Annotated in this window: 12 protein-coding genes; 4 read left to right on the forward strand and 8 right to left on the reverse strand. The window is 69.9% G+C overall.

The window, feature by feature from the left end; translation table 11 throughout:
* Positions 1–8: 8 nt before the first annotated feature.
* The 5 genes from AC3A6B_RS17480 to hemC form a co-directional block, all read right to left on the reverse strand.
* Positions 9–1,142: a polysaccharide biosynthesis/export family protein gene (locus AC3A6B_RS17480; RefSeq protein ID WP_487837929.1), complete on the reverse strand. Its 1,134-nt coding sequence runs from the start codon at positions 1,140–1,142 to the stop codon at positions 9–11.
* A gap of 253 nt (positions 1,143–1,395) precedes the next feature.
* The gene (locus AC3A6B_RS17485) at positions 1,396–2,679 is read right to left on the reverse strand and encodes a heme biosynthesis HemY N-terminal domain-containing protein (RefSeq protein WP_487837930.1); all 1,284 of its coding nucleotides are present in this window, start codon (positions 2,677–2,679) and stop codon (positions 1,396–1,398) included.
* Positions 2,680–2,682: 3 nt separating this feature from the next.
* Positions 2,683–3,762 (reverse strand): uroporphyrinogen-III C-methyltransferase, encoded by a 1,080-nt coding sequence (locus AC3A6B_RS17490; protein WP_487837931.1) that lies wholly within the window; start codon positions 3,760–3,762, stop codon positions 2,683–2,685.
* A complete protein-coding gene (locus tag AC3A6B_RS17495) occupies positions 3,759–4,532 on the reverse strand; it encodes a uroporphyrinogen-III synthase (RefSeq protein ID WP_487837932.1) in 774 nt (257 codons plus the stop codon). Before AC3A6B_RS17495 ends, AC3A6B_RS17490 begins: the two co-directional genes overlap by 4 nt.
* Before the next feature lie 3 nt (positions 4,533–4,535).
* On the reverse strand, positions 4,536–5,483 hold the full coding sequence (gene hemC, locus AC3A6B_RS17500) for a hydroxymethylbilane synthase (RefSeq protein WP_487837933.1): 948 nt from the start codon (positions 5,481–5,483) through the stop codon (positions 4,536–4,538).
* A gap of 53 nt (positions 5,484–5,536) precedes the next feature.
* On the opposite strand from hemC, the gene AC3A6B_RS17505 reads away from it, so the two are divergent.
* From AC3A6B_RS17505 to AC3A6B_RS17520, 4 genes are all read left to right on the forward strand, one after another.
* Positions 5,537–8,455: a phosphoenolpyruvate carboxylase gene (locus AC3A6B_RS17505; protein ID WP_487837934.1), complete on the forward strand. Its 2,919-nt coding sequence runs from the start codon at positions 5,537–5,539 to the stop codon at positions 8,453–8,455.
* A gap of 152 nt (positions 8,456–8,607) precedes the next feature.
* Positions 8,608–8,826, forward strand: a complete 219-nt coding sequence (locus AC3A6B_RS17510; RefSeq protein WP_487837935.1) for a hypothetical protein — start codon at positions 8,608–8,610, stop codon at positions 8,824–8,826.
* Entirely contained in the window at positions 8,823–16,997 is an 8,175-nt protein-coding gene (locus AC3A6B_RS17515; protein ID WP_487837936.1) for a glycoside hydrolase family 94 protein, read from the forward strand. The genes AC3A6B_RS17510 and AC3A6B_RS17515 overlap by 4 nt, the downstream gene beginning before the upstream one ends.
* Before the next feature lie 33 nt (positions 16,998–17,030).
* Entirely contained in the window at positions 17,031–17,936 is a 906-nt protein-coding gene (locus AC3A6B_RS17520; RefSeq protein ID WP_487837937.1) for a LysR family transcriptional regulator, read from the forward strand.
* Here AC3A6B_RS17520 and AC3A6B_RS17525 read toward each other — a convergent pair.
* The 3 genes from AC3A6B_RS17525 to AC3A6B_RS17535 are packed head-to-tail and all read right to left on the reverse strand — an operon-like array spanning position 17,933 to position 20,938.
* On the reverse strand, positions 17,933–19,123 hold the full coding sequence (locus AC3A6B_RS17525) for an AI-2E family transporter (RefSeq protein ID WP_487837938.1): 1,191 nt from the start codon (positions 19,121–19,123) through the stop codon (positions 17,933–17,935). The two genes, AC3A6B_RS17520 and AC3A6B_RS17525, sit on opposite strands and share 4 nt — an antisense overlap.
* Complete coding sequence (locus tag AC3A6B_RS17530) at positions 19,120–19,869, reverse strand: LytR/AlgR family response regulator transcription factor (protein ID WP_487837939.1); 750 nt, start codon at positions 19,867–19,869, stop codon at positions 19,120–19,122. Before AC3A6B_RS17530 ends, AC3A6B_RS17525 begins: the two co-directional genes overlap by 4 nt.
* 4 nt (positions 19,870–19,873) lie before the next feature.
* Positions 19,874–20,938, reverse strand: a complete 1,065-nt coding sequence (locus AC3A6B_RS17535) for a sensor histidine kinase (protein ID WP_487837940.1) — start codon at positions 20,936–20,938, stop codon at positions 19,874–19,876.
* Positions 20,939–20,953 lie beyond the last annotated feature (15 nt).

Consider the following 20,953-nt stretch of genomic DNA (forward strand, 5'->3'; position numbering starts at 1 on the left):
CGGTCTGCCTATCGTCCAGTCGTGCCGCCGCGCGAGCCCAGATCGCGATAGGAAGTCGCGGTCGTGGCCGTCGGAAGAATCAGGCTCAGGACGCGGTTCCACTGCACGAGCGGGACCGGGTCGACATACACGACGTCCTTGGGCCGCAGCGCAAAGCCGTCTGCGAGCGCAATCGCCGTCGGCGTGCGTGCATCCAGATGGAAGATCGCCTGGCCCTCGGTTTCGTTGCGGATCACGTAGATCTGGCGCGGATTCGCAGTCCCCAGGTTGACGCCGCCGACCTCGGTCAGCGCATCGTTCAGACTGAGCCTGCCGTTTCGCATCATCACGCCGGTCTGGATACCCACCTCGCCCATCACCGTGACCTTGCGCTCGTCGCGGCTGCGCACCATCACCATGTCGCCCGACTTCAGCGGGATGCGGCTCGGGTCGATGCCTGCCTCTGCCAACGCCATCAGGTCGAGGGGAATGGTCCTGCCGTCGCGCGTGAGATTGATGGCGGAACGGTCGCCCGCCGGGGCGAGGCCGCCGGCACGGTTGAGCGCCTCGGCGAGCGTCATCGGGATGTCGGTGAACACCATCAGGCCGGGCTGCCTGACCTCACCTTCGATGTAGGCGCGCTTGCTGCGGAAGGCCTGGACGCGAACGCTGAGCTGGGGGTTCTTGAAGACCCGCGACAGCCGCTGCACGAGCGTGTTCTCCAGCTCCTGGACGGTCATGCCGTCGACCTTGAGCGCACCGACGTAGGGGAAGCTCAGCTGCCCGGTGTTCGACACGATGAAGCCGGGCGCCGGCGACACGCTGGCCGGATCCGCCACCGTGGTGGCGGGAATCGCGCTGAACACGATCTCCGGATGGTCGTAGACCACGATGCCGACCACGTCGCCCGGCCCGATCTTGTAGACCTCGGGGGTGCCGACCAGCGCCTTGACCTCGGGCGGAACCGAATTCCCTACCGCAGCGCGCTGCGCCCGGATCAACTGGGGCGTGATCGAGGTGATCGCACCGGGTGGCGGCGGATCGATCTCGGAGGTCGAAAAGCCCGACGGCGAGACGGCCTGGGCGGCATCGTTGCTGGCGGAACGGAACCCCGGCGCCAGGGGGGCGCACGCCTGCAGCAGCAGGCCGGCCGAGGCAAACAAAGCGGTGTGTAATAGAAAACGTTTCAAGCCCAACTCCGCGTTCGTGACCAGAATGAATACTTTTGCAATCAGTTACGACTGTACATCAGTCAGCGCTGAGGTCAAATTCTTTCTCGGCGTAGATCATTAGGCAGAGAAAAAAAGCACGTGTAGGCGGAAACGCCGAAAAGGCAAAAGTTTCCGTATTGGCCGTGGATACTTGATAGTTAGCTATCAAAAAGATAGCTAGCCGAACCCCGGAATAGGCCCGATTTCAGGGGCTCTCTGTCTGCGCCGCGCGTTTCCAGGCGGCGGAGGCCTGATCGGCGTCGTCCCGTGCCTCGGCCAACTGGGCCAGAGCTTGCCAGGCTCGCCGATGCAGGTTCGGGTCCTGTAACGCCAAGCCCGCCTGCGTGAGCAATTGTTGCGCCTTGCCCCAGAGCTGACGCTTCATGCAAGCCATGCCGGCGAGGTACTGCAGATTGGCATCGCGCGGATTGTTCCGCTGTGCCGACTCGATGCGCGCCAGCCATTCGGCATCGACCGAGTCGAGTCCCGCCTCTAGGGCGCGCACCAGCTTCACGCGCAGGGACTCGCCGAGGCTCTGGGGCTGCGCCACCATGCGCTCCCAGACCGGCAGCAGCCAAGCGCGCGCCAGGGTGAGATCGCCGCGCAGCGCCACCATGCGCTGCGCGGCGTGGATCGCCACCTCGGGCATCTCACGCTCCCACCCCTCGAATTCGCTCCAGGCCCGCAGCAGTTGGGCCGGGTCGTGTGCGCCCGAGAGCAATTCCGTCGCCAGCCCGCGCACGATGCTCTGCGCGGCCGAATCCGAGAAGGCGCGATGCTTGGCCAGCAGCCGCGCGGTTTCGAGCGCCTCGAGGGTTCGGCGGTCCTGGCGCGCCGCCTTCAGCCGCAGCCTCAGGGCCAGCGTGCGGCGTTGCGCACCCTGCGGCAGTTCCCCAAGCCGCGCCAGCGCCGCCGGCGCATCGCGGTCGTCGAGCGCCCAGCGGGCGGCGCGCAACTGCACGCCTTCGCGCGTTTCGGGGCTGGCGAGCACGCCGCGATCGGCACTCTCGTTGAGCGCCTGCTGCAAATGCGCGTCGCGCGCCGGACGGTCCTGCAGCGCCTGCGCACTCTCCGCGGCGAGCAGGTGCGACAGCACCCGCACCTGCTGGGCCTGCGGCAGCCGCGCGTCGAGCGCGGCCAGCGTTCTTTCCTGCGTCAGCGCGGCCTGCGCCGCCTTGCGGGAACGCGAGAAGCGGCCGGCCAGCAATTGCGCCAGCGCGTCGAGCAGGGCCGCATACAGGGCGCGCTCCTTCTGCTGCAGGCGCCACTGGCGCGCCTGCCTGGGCAGCGAGAACAGCGCCGACAGGCCACGCAGCGCCACATGCAGCAGGCCGAAGGCCGCCAGCAGCAGCAGCAGCACGAGGTTCAGGGAGAGGTCGACCCGCCACGGCGGCCAGAAGACGGTGACCGTGCCCTGGTTATTGCCGGCGAACAGCGCCACCGCGGACGCGATGCCGAACAGGGCGAGAAGCCAGAGTGCTGCGCGCATGTCCTAGCGCCCGGCGGCAGCGGTCGCGAGCGCCGCGAGCGTTTCGTCGATGCGCGGCGGCTCGCTGGTTCGGACCTGCGCCTGCAGCTGCTGCACCAGCGTGGCGGCCGCCTGAACGCGGCGCGAGGCCGGATCGAAGTAGCGGTTGAGCGAAGCCGAGACCGTCGCCAGTTCGTTGCGCGCGGTATCGACCTGCCGCGACAGCAGGGCCAGGCGCGCATTGAGGAGCTGCAGCTTCAGGTTCTCGCGCAAAAAGAAGGTCTGGTCGGGCGAGAGCAGCACGGCCTCGGGCCGCTCGATGCGCCCCACGCGCAGCAGCGAGCGTGCCTCGCCGCGCACCATCAGCAGGAAGCGCTGCCACCAAGGCGCGTCGGCCGGCACCGGCTCGGCCTGCCACGAATTGAGGCCGGCGCCGCGCACGGCGACCGCATTCAGCGGCGGCAGATCGTCGACGCTGCGCATCAGCTCGTCGAGCTTTTGCAGCGCTTCGCCGCTGTCCGCGCTGGCGCTGGTGCGCAGCCGGTCGGCATCGCGCTGCATCGCGCGCTGAAGAGGAGCGAGCCGCGGCTGCGCGGCGCGCGCGATGCGCAGGTCGCCGGCCTTGAGCGCCGCCAGCAGCGGCTGCACGTTGCCCGTCACCTGCGCCTGCTGCAGCGCCAGGCGCACGGCCGACTCGATGTCGACGACCAGGTTCTCGTCACGCGAACGCGACAGGCTCTGCATCAGCTCCTCGAGCTGCGAACGCTGCAGCGCGACTTCGGCGACGCGGGTTTCCGTCAGCGCCAGCCGCGCCGCGGTGTCGCGCACCACCTCCTGCGCCTGGCGCGCGAGGGTGCGCGCTTCCATCGATTGCGCCATCGCGTCCGCGCTCTGGCGCGCGAGCTGCTCCTGCATGCCGCTGACCTTCTGCCAGAGCGCCAGAGCGATCGCCAGCGCCACCACCGCGATGGCGGCCAGCAGGCCCAGCACGACCCTGGAGAGCACGACCGCTGCCGCCGAGGGCGTCGTCTGCAGCGTGGCCGGCAGTGGCGCGCGCGCTGCGGGTTCCTGCAGGCTTTCGTTCATGACGGAGGCTTCGCTCATGCGAAGGATTCTATCGACGCGACCAGCGCCGCCAGGCCGGGCGAAGAGACGCGCACGGTGCCGAAACCAGCATTGCGCGCGGCCTCGGCAATGCGCGCATGGGTGGCGATCGCCCGTGCCGATCCCCAACTTGTCGCCGGCAGCGCGCGGCACAGGTTCGCGATCGCCTCCGAGCTGCTGAAGAGCCAGATGGCACGGCCATCGGCGCCTTCGGCCGCGGCTCGCCGCTCGGCGGCGCCGAGCAACGGAACCAGCCGCCGGTAGGCCACCACCGTGTCGCAGACTCCGCCCGCAGCGGCGATCTCGCGCGCCAGCCAGTCGCGCCCAGTGGGTTGCCCCGAAGCATCGCCGCCGCGCACGATTAGCACGCGCCCACCGGGGCGCACCTGCGATTGCACGCGCACCCACAGAGCCTCCGAATCGAACTGTTCGGCATCGGCGGGCGGCGCATCGATCGCCGAAGCAGGCACGCCGGCCTCCTGCAGGGCGCCGCAGGTGCCGGGCCCGGTGGCCCAGAAGCGCTGGCGCATCACGGAGGGAAGCGCGCCGCCGGCGCGAAAGAAATGCTCGGCAGCCGCGGCGCTCACGAACATCAGCGCGTCGTAGTCGGGCAGGCGTTGGCGTGCCGCCTGAAGTTCCGCCGCGTCATCGAGCGGCTCGATCGCGATCAGCGGCAGCGCAACGGCCTTCAATCCCGCAGCGCGCAATTCGGCCACCCAGCGCGCCGCCTCGCGCGCGGGCCGCGTGACGATCACCGGGACGGCGGACATCGGTCAGCGCGCGCCGGCGTCGCGCAGCAGCTTCGCGGCACCGAGGCCCAGCGCATCGGCCTGCGCAAAGTCTGCGGCTTCGGCCAGCGCGTGGATCTTCACCAAGGGCGCAACCCCTTCGGCATCGCCCCAGGCCGCTTCGATGCGCAATCTGCCGTCGGGCTGCCAGCGCGCGTGGGCCGCGAGCGGCATCGAGCAGCTCCCGCCCATGGCGCGGCTGACGGCACGCTCGGCCGTGGTGGCGAGCCAGTCGCTCTGCCCGGCCAACGGCGCGAGCAACGCGATCAAGTCGGCACGATCGGCGCGCACCTCGATGCCGAGTGCGCCCTGCCCGGCCGCGGGCAGCATCGCATCGGGCTCGAAGACGGCGCGGATGCGGCCCTCGAGGCCGAGCCGCTTGAGTCCGGCCGCGGCGAGCACGATGGCGTCGTATTGACCTTCGTCGAGCTTGCGCAGGCGCGTGTCGAGATTGCCGCGCAGCGGCTCGATGCGCAGATCCGGCCTGAGCGCGTGCAGCAGCACCACGCGGCGCAGGCTGGAAGTGCCGACCACCGCGCCCTCGGGCAGCGCGTCGAGCGAGGCATGACGCGGCGACACCAGCGCATCGCGCGGATCTTCGCGCGGAAGCACGCAGGCCAGCGCGAAGCCCTCGGGCAGATCCATCGGCACGTCCTTGAGGGAGTGCACCGCGATGTCGGCGCGCCCTTCTTCGAGCGCGAGTTCGAGCTCCTTCACGAACAGGCCCTTGCCGCCGATCTTGGCTAGCGAGCGGTCGAGGATCTGGTCGCCGCGGGTGGTCATGCCGAGCAGGCTGACCGTGTGGCCTCGGGCCTGGAGCAGGGACTGCACGTGCTCGGCTTGCCAAAGGGCCAGCCGGCTTTCGCGCGTGGCGATCACGATGTTGCTCAAGGCCGTTTCCGTTGCTGTGGGGGATCGGTGGAATGCTAGCATGTTGCATCGCAACAACGCGTGCGCCGACCGGGTCCGACGAGGAGAAATTTCGAGTGAAAACAGCCCCCACCACAGCTTCTACGCCCCGGCGCCGCAACAGCGACGAACAACCGCTGATCGACGACATCCGCCTGCTCGGCCGCATCCTCGGCGACGTGATCCGGGAGCAGGAAGGCGAAGACAGCTATGCGCTGGTCGAGAAGATCCGCACGCTCTCGGTGTCCTTTCGCCGCGATGCCGACCATGCGGCCGACCGCGCACTCAAGAACCTGCTCAAGGGCCTGAGCGCGGCCGAGACGGTGCGCGTGATCCGCGCCTTCACCTACTTCAGCCACCTGGCGAACCTGGCCGAGGACCGGCACCAGATCCGGCGCCGCACCGAGGCCGAGCGCGCCGGCGAGACCGCCGAGGGCAGCCTCGAGGTCGCGCTGGCACGTATCCGCAAGGCCGGCATTGCGCCCAAGGCCGTGGTCGAGTCGCTCGCGCACAGCTACGTGTCGCCGGTGCTCACCGCCCACCCGACCGAGGTGCAGCGCAAGAGCATCCTCGATGCCGAACGCGCCATCGCGCAGCTGCTCACGGCGCGCGACGAGATCCGGCTGCGCCAACATGCCTTCGCCGGAAAGAAGGACACGCTGACCCCGCGCGAGTACGCCGAGAACGAAAGCCAGATGCGCACGCGCGTCACCCAGCTCTGGCAGACGCGGCTGCTGCGCTTCTCCAAACTCACCGTGGCCGACGAGATCGAGAACGCGCTGAGCTACTACGAGGCCACCTTCCTGCGCGAGATCCCGCGCGTCTATGCCGATCTCGAAGCGGCGCTCGGCCAGGGCGCCATCGCGCCCTTCCTGCGCATGGGCCAGTGGATCGGCGGCGACCGCGACGGCAATCCCAACGTCACGGCCGAAACCCTCGAGTACGCGCTGCGCCGCCAGGCCGAACTGGCGCTGCGCCACTACTTGACCGAGGTGCACTTCCTCGGCGGCGAGCTGTCGCTGTCGGCCACGCTGGTCGACGTGTCGGTCGAGATGCAGGCGCTGGCCGAGCGCTCGCCCGACAAGAGCGAGCACCGCGTCGACGAGCCCTACCGCCGCGCGCTGACCGGCATCTATTCGCGCCTGGCGGCCACGCTGCGCGAGCTCACCGGCGGCGAGGCTGCGCGCCACGCGGTCGCGCCGCAGAACCCCTACGCGCAGGCCGAAGAATTCCTGGCCGACCTGCGCACCATCGAGGATTCGCTCGCCGACAAGCACGGCTCTGTGCTGGTGGCGCAGCGCCTGCGCCCGCTGATCCGCGCGGTCGAGGTGTTCGGCTTCCACCTCGCGACGGTCGACCTCCGGCAGAGCTCCGACAAGCACGAGGCCGTGGTGGCCGAACTGCTCGCCACCGCGCGCATCGAGCCCGATTACGCCGCGCTGGCCGAAGAGGCCAAGCAGACGCTGCTGCTGCGCCTGCTCGACGACGCCCGCCCGCTGCGCGTGCCCGATGCCGAGTACTCGCCGCTGGCGCAAAGCGAGATCGCGATCTTCGCCGCCGCGCGCAAGGCCCGCGCACGTTTCGGGGCAGCGGCGATCCGCCACTACATCATCAGCCACACCGAAACGGTCAGCGACCTGCTGGAAGCGCTTCTTCTGCAAAAGGAAGTGGGCCTGCTGCGCGGAACATTGGAAGACAACGCGACCTGCGACCTGATCGTGGTGCCCTTGTTCGAAACCATCGAGGACCTGCGCAACGCGGCGCCGATCGTGCGCGCCTTCTACGCCCTGCCCGGCATCCAGGCCCTGGTGCAGCGCTCGGGCGCAGAGCAGGACGTGATGCTCGGCTACAGCGACAGCAACAAGGACGGCGGCATCTTCACCAGCAACTGGGAGCTCTATCGCGCTGGCACCGCGCTGGTGGCGCTGTTCGACGAGCTCAACAAGAAGTCGACGAGCGCAGCGCCGGGCCGCCCCAAGCAAGCGAGCGCCCCCTCAGGGGGCAGCGAGGACGCGTCGGTGCCGAGCGTGGGGGCATCATCCTCCATTCGCCTGCGCATGTTCCATGGCCGCGGCGGCACGGTGGGACGCGGCGGCGGACCGAGCTACCAGGCCATCCTCGCGCAGCCGCCCGGCACGGTGCGCGGCCAGATCCGCCTGACCGAACAAGGCGAGGTGATCGGCTCCAAGTACGCCAACCGCGAGATCGGCCGGCGCAACCTCGAAACCCTGGTCGCCGCCACGCTGGAGGCCACCCTGCTGCCCTCGGCCAAGGCCGCGCCCGCCAGCTTTCTGGCGGCGGCCGACGAGCTCTCGGCGGCCAGCATGGCTGCCTATCGCGAACTGGTTTACGAGACGCCCGGCTTCGGCGACTACTTCTTCAGCGCCACGCCGATCCGCGAGATCTCCGAGCTCAACATCGGCTCGCGCCCCGCTTCGCGCAACCCCAGCCGCAAGATCGAAGACCTGCGCGCCGTGCCCTGGAGCTTCAGCTGGGGCCAGTGCCGGCTCACGCTGCCGGGCTGGTACGGCTTCGGTTCGGCGATCGAGCGCTTCCTCGCGACCGCGGGCAGCGCCGCGGCGCGCAAGGAGCGGCAGGCGCTCCTGCAGCGCATGGTTGCGCAGTGGCCCTTCTTCAGCACGCTGCTGTCGAATATGGACATGGTGCTCGCCAAGAGCGACCTGGCCCTGGCCTCGCGCTACTCGGAACTGGTGGCCGACCGCAAGCTGCGCCAGAAGGTGTTCTCGATGATCGATGCCGAGTGGCATCGCACCTCCGACGCCTTGACGCTGATCACCGGCGCGAAGCAGCGGCTCGAAGGCAATGTCGACATGCAGCGTTCGATCCGCCACCGCTTCCCCTACATCGACCCGCTGCACCACTTGCAGGTCGAGCTGATGCGCCGCTGGCGCGCAGGACAGGACGACGAGCGCCTGCAGCGCGGCATCCACATGTCGATCAACGGTGTCGCGGCGGGGCTCCGAAATACCGGATAGACACCGGCGAAAAGCGCCGTGTACGCCGCTTCCTACGTGAACATCCGTCGAAGCAGAAATTAAGGCCTTTGCAGGAAGAGTACCCTGTCCCCCACGTTCAAAGTTCTCGCAATCGCGCGGCAGCTCAAGGCTCGTTCACAGGAATCTTCGCCATGTCTTCCCCGCACTCCCTCACCCATGCCAAGATCGATTTTGTGAGCGGCGACTTCGACGCGCTGGCGTCGCACATGCGACATTGCGCGAGCGCACAGGGGCGATGGTTCACGGTGAAGAGCGAATTGCAGCGGGCGCGCTCGGCCCTGGCAGGCCGCATCGTGACGATGGCCTGCCTGGCCGTGGTTCTCCTCATCGGGCTGTACGCTGTCGCTTGAACGCCGCGGCGGTCGTCGACCGGCTCGACTCGCTCAGCCAGTACGCGCGCAAACTTCTTCTTGGGCCCCACGAAGCTGTCGAGCCGCCGATCCGCGCCGAGCTGTTCGGCGCGCAGCGCTTCGAGCAGCACGGTCACAGCCTGGCCCGGGCGCAGGTCGTGCGCCGCGAGAACTCCAGCGGTGACGCCACGCCCTTTTTCCCGCGGGTCGACCGCAATCTCGAATCGCTGCGCAGCGCCTTCGACTACATCGCGCTGATTTCGCAGAGCGGCCGCTATGTCACGCCGGCGGCCGAATGGCTGCTCGACAACTTCCACCTGGTCGAGGCGCAGCTGCAGCAGATCCGCGAGGGCGTGCCGCGCAGCTATTACGGGCGCCTGCCCAAACTCGCGGCACCGCCGCTCGCGGGCTTGCCGCGCGTCTACGGCATCGCCTGGGCCTACGTGGCGCATACCGACAGCGTGCTGAACAAGGAGCTGTTCACCGCCTTCCTCAACGCCTACCAGGACATCGACGAACTCACGCTCGGAGAACTGTGGGCGCTGCCGACCACCCTGCGCGTGGTGCTGCTGGAAAACCTGCGGCGCGTGGCCGAGGGCATTGCCGAAAGCAAGGTGGCGCGCGAAGTCGCGCATGCGGCCTGGGACGCGGCCGACAGGCTCTCCGCGGAGGATCTCGACGTGCTCTACCGTGCGCTGCAGGCCCGCGGCATGCAGGAACGCTTCCTCACGCAGCTCTGGCTGCAATTGCCGGTTGAGCACGGCGAAGACGCGCCGCCGCTCCACACGTGGACCGAACAGCATTGCCCGAACGGCCCGGCGCTGGTCAGCGAAGCACAGACGACGCAGGCCGCCGCCAACCTCACGGTCGGCAACATCATCACCACCTTGCGCATGATCGGCCAGGTCGAGTGGGCCGACCTGATCGAACCGGTGAGCCGCTCGCTGCGCGTGCTGCGCGAGCTGCCGAGCTTCGCGCGCGAAAGCGAGCTCACGCGCCAGCAGATCACCCATGCGATGGAGCAGGTGGCGCGCACCAGCCGCCGGCCCGAGCGCGAAGTCGCCCAGGCGGTGGTACGCCTGGCCCTCGATGCGGCCCGCGATGCGCCCGAAGACGGGGATGCCGAGACCCACTGGTCGCGGGCCGAATGCACCGCCGGCTACTACCTGTTCGGGCAGGGGCTCCCGGCCCTGAGCATCGCGCTGGCGCCGGAGAACGGCACAGGTGCGGTGCGCATCGCGCCGCGCCTGAGCGCGCTGCGCGCCTGGCGCCCGACGCTCTACGTGCTGGCCGTGCTGGCCGGCACCGCGCTGCTGCTGGCGGCAGCGGTCGAGGGCCTGAACCGCAGCGGCTGGCCCGATGCGCCCTGGCAGGCGCTGGTCGCGCTCGCGCTGCTCGCCTGGCCCCTGTCCGAAGCGGTCATCGCGCTGGTGCACCGCATCATGGCCGAATCCACCCGCGTCCAGCCGCTGCCCCGGCTCGATTTCGCGCACGGCATTCCCGAAGCGCACCGGGTGCTGGTCGTGATTCCGGCGCTGCTGAGTTCGGAAGCGGCCAACGCCCAGCTCGCGCAGCGGCTCGAACTGCATTGGCTCGCCAACCGCGAGGCGCAGGCGCAGTTCGCGCTGCTGACGGACTGGGCCGATGCCGCCGAGCCTTCGCTGCCCGACGACGGCACCCTGCTCGACGACGCGCTGCAACGCATCGCGTCGCTCAACGATCGCTATCCCGTACCGCTGGACGCGGCGCCGCGCTTTGTGCTGCTGCACCGCCCGCGCAGCTGGAGCGAAACAGAGCAGCGCTGGATGGGCTGGGAGCGCAAGCGCGGCAAGCTCGAGATGCTGCTGCGCCTGCTGGCCGCGGGCGATGACAGCGGCTTCCTGCCGACGGCACCCGGCCTGCGGCTGGCCGATCGCATTCCCTACGTGCTGACGCTCGACAGCGACACCGGCCTGCCGCCCGGCGCCCTGCGCGAGCTGGTCGCGGTGGCGGCCCACCCGCTCAATGCGCCGCAGCTCGACATGGCCAGCCGCAGCGTGGCGACGGGCTTCGGCATCTTCCAGCCGCGCATCGTCACGCCTTTTCCCGCGCGCAACGAACGCTCCTTCTTCCACTGGCTGTTCGCCGGCCAGTGCGGGCTCGACCCCTACAGCAGCAGCGCTTCCGACCTCTACCAGGACGTGTTCGGCAGCGGCTCCTTCACCGGCAAGGGTCTGCTCAACGTGCGCGCCGTCCATGCGACGCTGGACCGCCGCCTGCCAGACGGCGCGGTACTGAGCCACGACCTGCTCGAAGGCACGGTGGCGCGCTGCGGCGTGGTGAGCGACCTGGTGCTGATCGAAGACCATCCGCATCACGCGGGCGTGGCGGCTTCGCGCGTGCACCGCTGGACGCGCGGCGACTGGCAGCTGCTGCCGCTGATGCTGCGCGCGCGGCGCTTCGGCATCGATGCGCTGGGACTCTGGAAGATGAGCGACAACCTGCGCCGCGCGCTGGTGATTCCGGCATCGACCGCGCTGCTCGCGTGGGTCGTTTTCACCGATGCGTTCCCGCTGCCATGGGCGCTCGCGGCCGTCGCAGCAGCGCTGATGCTCGGCCCCATGCTCGGCGCCCTGGCGGGCCTGGTGCCGACGCGGCGCTCGATCGAGCTGCGCCATTTCTTCGACGTCGGGTCCACCGAGCTGCTGCGCGCCATGGCCGGCGCCGCCTGGCAGTTCGTGCAGCTGGCCGCGCAGACCCGCCTCCTGCTCGATGCCACGGTGCGTGCCGCATGGCGCCTGGCGGTGAGCCGCCGGCACCTGCTCGAATGGACCACAGCGGCCCAGGCCCAGGCGCAGGCCCGCTACCAGCTGGCGCCCTTCCTGCACAGCGGAGCGATCGCGAGCCTGGTCTGCATCGCATTCGCCGTGGCCGCATTCTGGAGCCCGCATCCGTGGCTGGGCATGCTGCTGTTCGGGCTGTGGGCGCTGGCCCCGGTCGCGGCCTGGTGGGGCAGCCGCGTACCGGCGGACAACGAAGACCCGCTGGACGCCGAGCACCGCAGCTACCTCGAAACGCTGGCGCACGACACCTGGCGCTTCTTCGAGCATGTCGTCGGCCCCGAGGACAACCATCTGCCGCCCGACAACCTGCAGTTCGAACCCGAGCGCGCCATCGCGCACCGCACCTCGCCGACCAACATCGGCATGTACCTGCTGGCCTGCTGCTGCGCGCGCGAATTCGGCTGGCTCGACACCGCGGCGCTCGCCGCCCGGCTCGAGGCGACCTTCGACACCATCGACCGCATGGACAAGCACCAGGGCCATCTCTACAACTGGTACGAGACACGCTCGCTTGCGCTGCTGCTGCCGGCCTACGTGTCCAGCGTCGACAGCGGCAACCTTGCAGGCCACCTGCTGGCCGTGGCGCAAGCCTGCCGCAGCTTCGCGGCCGACGGCAGCGGCGCCGGCGCGCGACTCGAAGCCCTCGCCCTGCGCTGCGAGGCCTTGAGCGCGGGCATGGATTTCCGCGGGCTCTACGACGCCAAGCGCCACCTGTTCCACATCGGCCTCAGGGTCGAGGAGAACGAGCTCGATGCGAGCTATTACGACCTGCTGGCCTCCGAAGCGCGGCTCCTGAGCTTCCTGGCCATCGCCAAGGGCGACGTGCCGCGGCGTCACTGGATGGCGTTGGGCAGGCCCTTCCTCTCGGTGGGCATACGGCCCGGTCTCAAGTCCTGGTCGGGCTCGATGTTCGAGTACCTGATGCCCACGCTGGTGATGGCGGAACCCATGGGCGGCCTGCTGCAGGTGGCCAACCTGGCCGCGGTCGGCGAGCAGCAGGCCTTCGGCAATGCCCAGAACCTGCCCTGGGGCGTCTCGGAATCGGCCTACTTCGCGCAGGACCATTCGCTCGCCTTCCAGTACGCGCCCTTCGGCGTGCCGCGGCTGGCGCTGCGCCGCACGCCGCCCACCGACCGCGTGGTCGCGCCCTACGCCAGCGCCTTGGCCGCGGCGCTGGCGCCCGCCGATGCGGTGGTCAACCTGCGGCTGCTCGAATCGCTCGGTGGGCGCGGCGAGTTCGGCTTCTTCGACGCGATCGACTTCACCGCCTCACGCCAGCCCGCGGGCCAGCCTTTCACCGTGGTGCACAACGTCATGGCGCACCACCACGGCATGGCACTGGTGGCGCTGTGCAACGTCGTGTGCGACGGCGCGCCGCGCCGCTGGTTTGGCAGCGCGCCGCTGGTGCGGGCGCACGAGTCGCTGCTGCACGAGCGCACGCCGCGGCAGATCATCGGCAGCGCCGATCCGCGCATGCCGCCCGAGCCGAGCACCGGAGAGGCGCCGCCGATCTTCCAGCCGCGCATGGTCGACCCTCACGAGCCCGGCTTCCAGCCCACCCACCTGCTGTCGAACGGCCACTACACCGTGGCGTTGCGCGCCAACGGCGCGGGCGTGAGCCGCTGGCGTTCGTTCAACGTGAGCCGCTGGCGCGACGATCCGCTGCGCGACGGCTACGGCACCTTCTTCTATGTGCGGGACATCGGCAGCCCGACGCTCACCTCGCTGACCGCCCTGCCCGCGCCCGGCGAAGAGTGGCGCTACCGCGCGCGCTTCCTGGCCGACCAGGTGCAGTTCGATGCCAGCGGGCCCGGCCTGCAGGCACGCACCACGGTACTGATCAGCCCCGAAGACGACACCGAGCTGCGCACGGTCGCGCTGCACAACACCGGCGGCGCGACGCGCACGCTGGAGCTCATCTCGTACTTCGAGCCCGTGCTCTCCGACCCCAAGGCCGACGAGGCGCACCCGGCCTTTGCCAACCTCTTCGTCGAGAGCCGCTGGGAGCCCGGCTGGCGCGCGCTGCTGCTGACGCGCAAACCGCGCCTGCACGGCGACGCGGTGGTGGCCGCCGTGCATTTCGTGGCCTCGGTCGATGCGCAGGTGCTGTCGGTCGACTGCATGACCGACCGGCGCGCCTTCATCGGGCGCAACCGCACGCTCGCGACGCCGACCCTCGATCCGCAATCGGCAGCACCCGACGGCACGCCGGTCAACGGGCTGGATCCCATCGCCTGCCTGCGCGTGCGCCTCGAGATCCCGGCAGGCGGCACGGCGCGCGTGACCTTCGCCACCGCGGCCGACGAGGATGTGGAAGCCCTGATGCCCAGCATCGACCGCTACCTGCAGCCGATGCACGTCGAGCGCGCGACGCGCATGGCCGCCACGCTGGCGCAGGTGCGTCTGCGCGACCTCAGCATCGACCCGGCGAAGAACCAGGCGCTGCAGGACCTCACGACCATCCTGACCTACACCACGCCGCGCCCGATGCGCGACCGCGGGCTCGTCGACCTGCGCCAGATCTGGCGCTTCGGCATCTCGGGCGACAAGCCGATCGTGCTGGTCCACATCCACTCGATCGCCGGCAAGGGCCTGGTCGACACGCTCCTGCGCGCCCAGCCCTGGTGGGGCTTCGGCGGCGTGGCCTGCGACCTGGTGGTGCTCAATGGCGAGCCCAACTCCTACCTGATGCCGTTGCAGCGCGAGATCGAGGCGCTGCGCAGCCGCGTCGCGCAGCAGACGCAAAACAGCTTTCCGCGCAACGACGCGGCCGGCTTCTACCTGCTGCGCGACCACGAAGTGGCGCCCTCGGAAAAAGCGGCGCTGTCGAGCCTGGCGCGCGCGGTGTTCACCGCCGATGGCCGCTCGCTCGAGACGCAGGTGGCGGCGCTGCGCGAAACCACGGCTTCGGCCGGCCCGGCGGCGGAAGACCTCGGGCCGCGCGTCCAGCTCTCGCTGCTGCCGCCCGCGGCCGAGCTCGCCGATGCGGTGACTGCACCGCAGGGCGGCTTCGATGCCGAAAGCGGCGAGTTCCGCTTCGAGGTCGATCCCAACCGGCGCACGGCGCGGCCCTGGATCAACGTGATCGCCAATGCATCCTTCGGCTTCCAGATCTCCGAATCCGGCACCGGCTACACCTGGGCCGTCAACAGCCGCATGCACCAGCTCACGCCCTGGTCCAACGACCCGGTGCAGGATCCGGCCTTCGAGCACTACCTGCTGCAGGACCTCGATTCGCGCGAGCTGTTGCCGCTCACGCCAGCCAGCCGCGGCGGCGCGGCCGCCAGTCACCGCGTGCGCCACGGCCAGGGTTACACGGTGTTCGAATGCCTGCACCGCAACGTCGCGCTTGAGACCACCTTCTTCGCCGACCGCGACGAACGCATGAAGCTGGTGCACGTCAAGGTGCGCAACGAGGGCACCGGCACCCGCAGGCTGCGCGCGCTCGCGATGGTCGAGTGGCAGCTCGGCGCGGCACGCGGCGAACGCCGCACCGTCCACACCTGGAAGCCCGAGGACCTGCCAGCGGTGTTCGGCCAGCAGCGCGAATCGAGCACCGGATTCGGCGGCAGCACCGGCTTCCTCGTGCTCGCCGGCTTGAACGGCGCGACCCAATGGACCTGCGAGCGCAGCGAATTCTTCGCCGGGCACGGTGCGGTCGAAGTGCCCGACACGCTGGCCCAGCGTGCCGGCAGCGGCCTCGATGCCTGCGCCGCGGTGGCCGCCGACTTCCCGCTCGCCGCCGGCGCGAGTGCGAGCTTCACCTTCATGCTGGGCCAGGCCGACAACCCCGAGGCCGCGATGCAGATGGCGCGCCGCTGGCAGCAGCGCGACGTGCCCGAGGCGCTGGCCGCGGCGCGCGGCTTCTGGGACGAACTGCTCAGCCGCCTGCAGGTGCGCACGCCCGATCCCTTGTTCGATGCGCTGGTCAACCGCTGGCTCATCTACCAGACACTGGTGTGCCGGCTCTGGTCGAAGGCCGGCTTCTACCAGGCCGGCGGCGCCTTCGGCTTCCGCGACCAGCTGCAGGACGCGATGGCCTTTGCGCTGACCGATCCGGCGCGCCTGCGCGAACAGATCCTGGTCAACGCGGCGCGCCAGTTTCCAGAGGGCGACGTGCAGCATTGGTGGCACATGCCCGGCGGCGCCGGCGTGCGCACGCATTTCTCCGACGACCTGCTGTGGCTGCCCTACGCCGCCTCGCACTACGTCGAAGTCACGGCCGACCGCTCGGTCCTCGACGAAGTCGTGCCCTTCATCGATGGTCCCGAGATCCCGGAGGGCGCCGAGGACGCCTACTACGCGCCGCAGACCAGCGGCCTCACGGCCACCGTGTACGAACACGGCGCGCTCGCGATCGACCGCAGCCTCGCGACCGGCGTCCACGGCCTCCCGCTGATGGGCACCGGCGACTGGAACGACGGCATGAACCGTGTCGGCCACGAAGGCCGCGGCGAATCGGTCTGGCTCGCCTGGTTCCTCTGCAGCGTGGTCGAGCGCTATGCGCCCTTTGCCGAGGCGCGCGGGGAGAAGGCACGCGCCGCACGCTGGCAGGCCGCACGCAAGGGCTGGATCGCCGCCCTGCACGGCGCCGGCTGGGACGGCGCCTGGTTCCGGCGCGCCTTCTTCGACAACGGCGCGCCGCTCGGCTCGGCGCTCAACGAGGAATGCCGCATCGACCTGATCGCGCAGGCCTGGTCGGTGCTCTCGGGCGCCTCGGACACGAACCACGCCACCCAGGCCCTCGCATCGATGAGGGCCCATCTGCACGACGAGCCCGCCGGCCTGCTGCAACTGCTGCATCCGCCGCTGGCGCATTCGTCCAACAACCCGGGCTACATCCAGGCCTATCCGCCGGGCGTGCGCGAGAACGGCGGCCAGTATTCGCACGCCGCCGTGTGGGGGCTGATGGCACAGGCGCTCACCGGCGACACCGAAGCCGCATGGCACAGCTTCGAGGGCCTGAGCCCGGCTCACCGCGCGCGCCATCCCGAGCGCGGCCCGGCCTACGAGCTCGAGCCCTACGTGATGGCCGGCGACATCTACGGCGCCGCGCCCTATGTCGGCCGCGGCGGCTGGAGCTGGTACACCGGCTCGGCCGCATGGCTGCACCGCGCCGCGGTCGAGACCCTGCTGGGCCTGGCGGTGCACGGCGACCGGCTCTCGCTGACACCGCGCGTGCCGGCGCACTGGCCGGGCTTCGAGATCACGCTGCGGCTCGAGGGCCGCGAGCTGGTCGTGCAGTACGGCGACGCCACCACCGCCGCGGTGCCCACGCACCACCTCGCCAGAGGCGAATGGATCATCTGGCGCACGCTACCGGGCAAGGCGGTGCTGCGCGTCGGCTGAAAAAACGAAGGCGCCGCACAATCGGCGCCAGACATGGACAGCCTCGACCTCATCAAGACCTTCCGCGAAGTCGCCGCCCACGGCAGCTTCTCCCGCGCCGCCAGCAAGCTCGACATGTCCAAGGCGACAGTCAGCAAGTACGTGGCCGAACTGGAAACCCGCTTCGGCGTGCGCCTGCTCAACCGCTCGACCCGCTCGGTGAGCCTGACCGATGCCGGCGCGCTGCTGCTCGAGCGCAGCAAGCCGGTGATTGAAATGGTGGAACTCACCCAGGCCGAGCTGCAGGAGCATGCCAGCCGGCCGACGGGCCGCTTGCGCATCTCGGCGCCGCACGGCATGGGACAGGGCGACCTGCCCAAGTTGCTGGCCCAGTTCATGGGCTACTACCCGGAGGTCAGCCTCAGCCTGCATCTCAGCAATCGCGTCGTCGACATGGCCGAGGAGGCCATCGACCTCGCGCTGCGCGTCGGCCCGATCGAGGACGACAACCTCATCGTGCGCAAGCTGACGCAGCTGACGCTGGTGGTGTGCGCGTCCCCGCGCTACTGGAAGCAGCATGGCACGCCAACACATCCGTCGGAGCTGGCGCAGCACGAGGCGCTGACGCACTCCCGGCTCGGCACCCATCCGCAATGGCGCTTCGAGGTCGAGGGTCAACCGTTGGACGTCCCGGTCAAGAGCCGCATGGACGCCTCCGAGGCCGGGCCGCTGATCGAGGCAGCGCTGATGGGCTTCGGCGTGCTCTATCTGCCTGCCCTGTTGGTCCAAGGCCGCATCGACCACGGCGAGCTGGTGCCGGTATTGCAGGACAGCGTGCGCAGCGATACGTGGCTGTCGGCCGCCTACTTGCAGCGGCGCCACAACAGCGCGGCGTTGCGTGCGCTGCTGGATTTCCTGCAAACGCGCATCGGGCAAAAATACCCGTCCGGGAAGCGCTAGTCGCCCAGCAGCTCGCCGATCGGCTGAAGGTCTTCGACGCGGTCGCAGATGGCCTTCACGACCATCATGATCGGGATGCCGAGCAGCAAGCCCCAGATGCCCCAGAGCCAGCCCCAGAAGATCACGCCGACGAACACCGCCACCGGGTTCATGCGGCTGGTTCGGCTGGTGAGCCAGGGCACCAGCAGGTTGCCCACCAGCGTGTGGATCAGGAGCGAGACGCCACCGATCACGAGCGCCATCTGGATGCTGTTGAACTGCAGAAAGGCCACCAGCCCCGCTGCCGCCATGACGATGACCGAGCCGATGTAGGGAATGAGATTGGTCACCCCCGCCAGGATGCCCCACACCGCGGCGTTGTCGACGCCGAGGGCCCAGAAGGCAAGGCCGGTGGCGACGCCGACCACGGCGCTGGTGAGGATCTGCACCAGCAGGTAGCGCTCGATGTGCCGCGTGATGTCGTCGAGCACGTGCACGGTGATTCTTTTCTTCTGCAGGCTCGGCCCGGTGATCTTCACCAGCTTGCGGCGGAAGGTGTCGCCCGAGCCGAGCGCAAAGAAGGTCAGGAAGGCCACCAGCGTGAGCTGCCCGATGGCGGTAATCAGCCCCACCGTGCCGCTCCAGAGGTAGTCGCGCACGTTGAAGGCCGGGCGCTCGATGACCACCCGCGCCACGCCCTTGCGCGCCGCGACCTTGGCCGAGTTCTCCTCGGCCGCCTGCTCGAGCTGCGCAGCGGCCTTCTGCACCGTGTCGAGCGCGCTGGGGTCGGTGCTTCGGCCGCTGCGCACGGCCAGGCGCAGCTTCTGGGCGGCGACCGGCAGCGTATCGAGCAGCTCGGAGGCGCTGCCGGAGAGCGAATAGCCGGCCCAGCCCACCCCGCCGCCGAGCCCGAGCAGGATCACGGCCGCGCCGATCCAGCGCGAGATCTTCCAGCGTTCGAGCCAGTCGACCAGGGGTGCGAGCGCGTAGGTCAAGAGCAGGCTCAGCATCAGCGGAACGAACACGGCCTTGGCCCAGTGCAGCGTGAACACGACGGCCATCACCGCGAGTACCGCCAGCGCGGCGCTGCGCACGTCGACCGGCATGTGCAGCAGCACGCGTTCCGGTTCGGGCGCGGGGGGCTCTGCCGGCGGCTCGGCCTCCTTCTTCTGTTCGACTTCCTTCTTCTGCTCGGCGTCGTCGTTCATCGTGGATCCTTGAGCGCCTCGCGCACCGCCGACAGCTGGCGCCGCGACACCACCACCGGCTCCGGAATGCCGTCGAGCCGCAGCGCCCAGCCCTCGGCATCCTCGCCGTCGTCGTATTTCTCGAGCGCCCGGATCGCCGCGCGCGCCACCAGCGCATTGCGGTGCACGCGCACGAAGCGCGCCGGATAGCGCTCCTCGAATTCGGCCAGAGAGCCGTCGTAGATGTGGCTGCGCGTCGGCGTGCGCACCGTGAGGTACTTGAACTCGGACTTGAGGTAGAGCACCTCGGACATCGGCACCCGCTCGGTGCGGCCGCGGTCCTGGATCAGCAGCACTTCCTGCGGCGCCTCGGCCGCGGTGCCGCGCCGCTCCTTCAGGTAGCGCTCGGCCTTCTGCAGCGCCTGCTGCAGCCGTTCGGCGCGCACCGGCTTGGTCAGGTAGTCGACCGCCTCCAGCTCGAAGGCGGTCACGGCGTGGGTCGCATGGGCGGTGACGAACACCACCGCCGGCGCGCCGGCACGCTGTCTCAGGCTGCGCGCGAGTTCGAGGCCGTCGATGCCCGGCATGTGGATGTCGAGCAGCACCAGGTCGAATCGCGTGCCGGCCAGCTGATCCAGCGCGCCGGCCCCGTGCGCGGCCTCGGCCACGACCTCCGCGCCGGGCGACTTGCAGTCGGCCAGCAGCGTGCGCAGCCGCGACCGGGCGAGGGTTTCATCGTCGACGATCAAGGTGCGGAGAACGCTCATGAGTTCATGTTTCGGCAGGTATGGCAATGCGGACACGGTAGCTCTTCTGGTCCATGCCGGCGCTGAACTGCGCCTGCATATCGTGTAGGAGGCGCAACCGGTCGCGCACGTTGGCCAGCGCGATGCCGTGCCCGCGCGGCAGGGGTTCGTCGGCCCAGCGCAGCGGCGGCAGGCTGTTGACCACTTCGATCACCGCCATGCTGCCGCGCCGCTCGGTACGGATGCGGATCTTGGCGCCGGCCGGACTCGGCTCGACGCCGTGCTTGACCGCGTTCTCGACCAGCGGCTGCAGCAAGAGTGGCGGCAGCAGCGCGGTGTTGGCGGCCGGGTCGATGTCCCAGCGGATGCGCAGCCGCTCGCCGAAGCGCACCTGCTCGATCGCGAGATAGCGCTCGGCCAGCGCGATCTCGTCGGCCAGCGTGACTGATTCGCCCGGGTCGGCCAGCGCCTGGCGGAACAGCTCGCTCAGGTCTTCCAGCATGGCCTCGGCCTTGGCCGGCTCCTCGCGCACCAGCGCGATGGCGCTGTTGAGCGTGTTGAAAAGAAAGTGCGGCCGGATGCGCGCCTGCAGCTCTTCGAGCCGCGCGGTCATGGCCGCCGGGGTCTGGCCGCGCGCGCGCAGCACCAGTGCGGCCATCACCAGCGCGGCGAACATTGCGCCGGCCAGGGCGCTTGCGAGCCAAGGGGCGCTGCCGAGCACGCCGGTCAGCCGCAGCAGCCCGCAGCCGTACAGCGCGGAGATGGCGCCGAGCGCGGCGCCGGCCGCGTACTGCGCCGCGCGCGGCAGGCGGCCGAGCAAGCTCTTGAGCCAGCAGGCCGCGAGCAGCCACAGGAGCGTGGCCGGCAAGGCGCCGCCGGTCACCGTGGCCATCAGCACCAGCCACTCGGCGGGCGCCGACGAAACGAACAAGGTGGCGACGGCGACCACGGCCTCGACGAACATCACGGTGCGCAGCACCACCCCGATCTGGCAGGCGTCGAACAGCGCGACCCTCACGCGCGCAGGCCCGCGAGCGCGGGCAGGAGCCGGCGCGGCAGGGGTGGCCGATAAAATCGTCGGGTTGCGCATCAGAGCTGAAACATT

The organism is Variovorax sp. Soil_C_33, assembly GCF_057656935.1.

Coding starts and splice junctions, on each gene's coding strand:
- AC3A6B_RS17485 (WP_487837930.1), bottom strand. CDS start 2,679: ATGCGCGCAGCACTCTGGCTTCTCGCCCTGTTCGGCATCGCGTCCGCG.
- AC3A6B_RS17490 (WP_487837931.1), bottom strand. CDS start 3,762: ATGAGCGAAGCCTCCGTCATGAACGAAAGCCTGCAGGAACCCGCAGCG.
- AC3A6B_RS17495 (WP_487837932.1), bottom strand. CDS start 4,532: ATGTCCGCCGTCCCGGTGATCGTCACGCGGCCCGCGCGCGAGGCGGCG.
- hemC (WP_487837933.1), bottom strand. CDS start 5,483: ATGCTAGCATTCCACCGATCCCCCACAGCAACGGAAACGGCCTTGAGC.
- AC3A6B_RS17510 (WP_487837935.1), top strand. CDS start 8,608: ATGTCTTCCCCGCACTCCCTCACCCATGCCAAGATCGATTTTGTGAGC.
- AC3A6B_RS17520 (WP_487837937.1), top strand. CDS start 17,031: ATGGACAGCCTCGACCTCATCAAGACCTTCCGCGAAGTCGCCGCCCAC.
- AC3A6B_RS17525 (WP_487837938.1), bottom strand. CDS start 19,123: ATGAACGACGACGCCGAGCAGAAGAAGGAAGTCGAACAGAAGAAGGAG.
- AC3A6B_RS17530 (WP_487837939.1), bottom strand. CDS start 19,869: ATGAGCGTTCTCCGCACCTTGATCGTCGACGATGAAACCCTCGCCCGG.
- AC3A6B_RS17535 (WP_487837940.1), bottom strand. CDS start 20,938: ATGCGCAACCCGACGATTTTATCGGCCACCCCTGCCGCGCCGGCTCCT.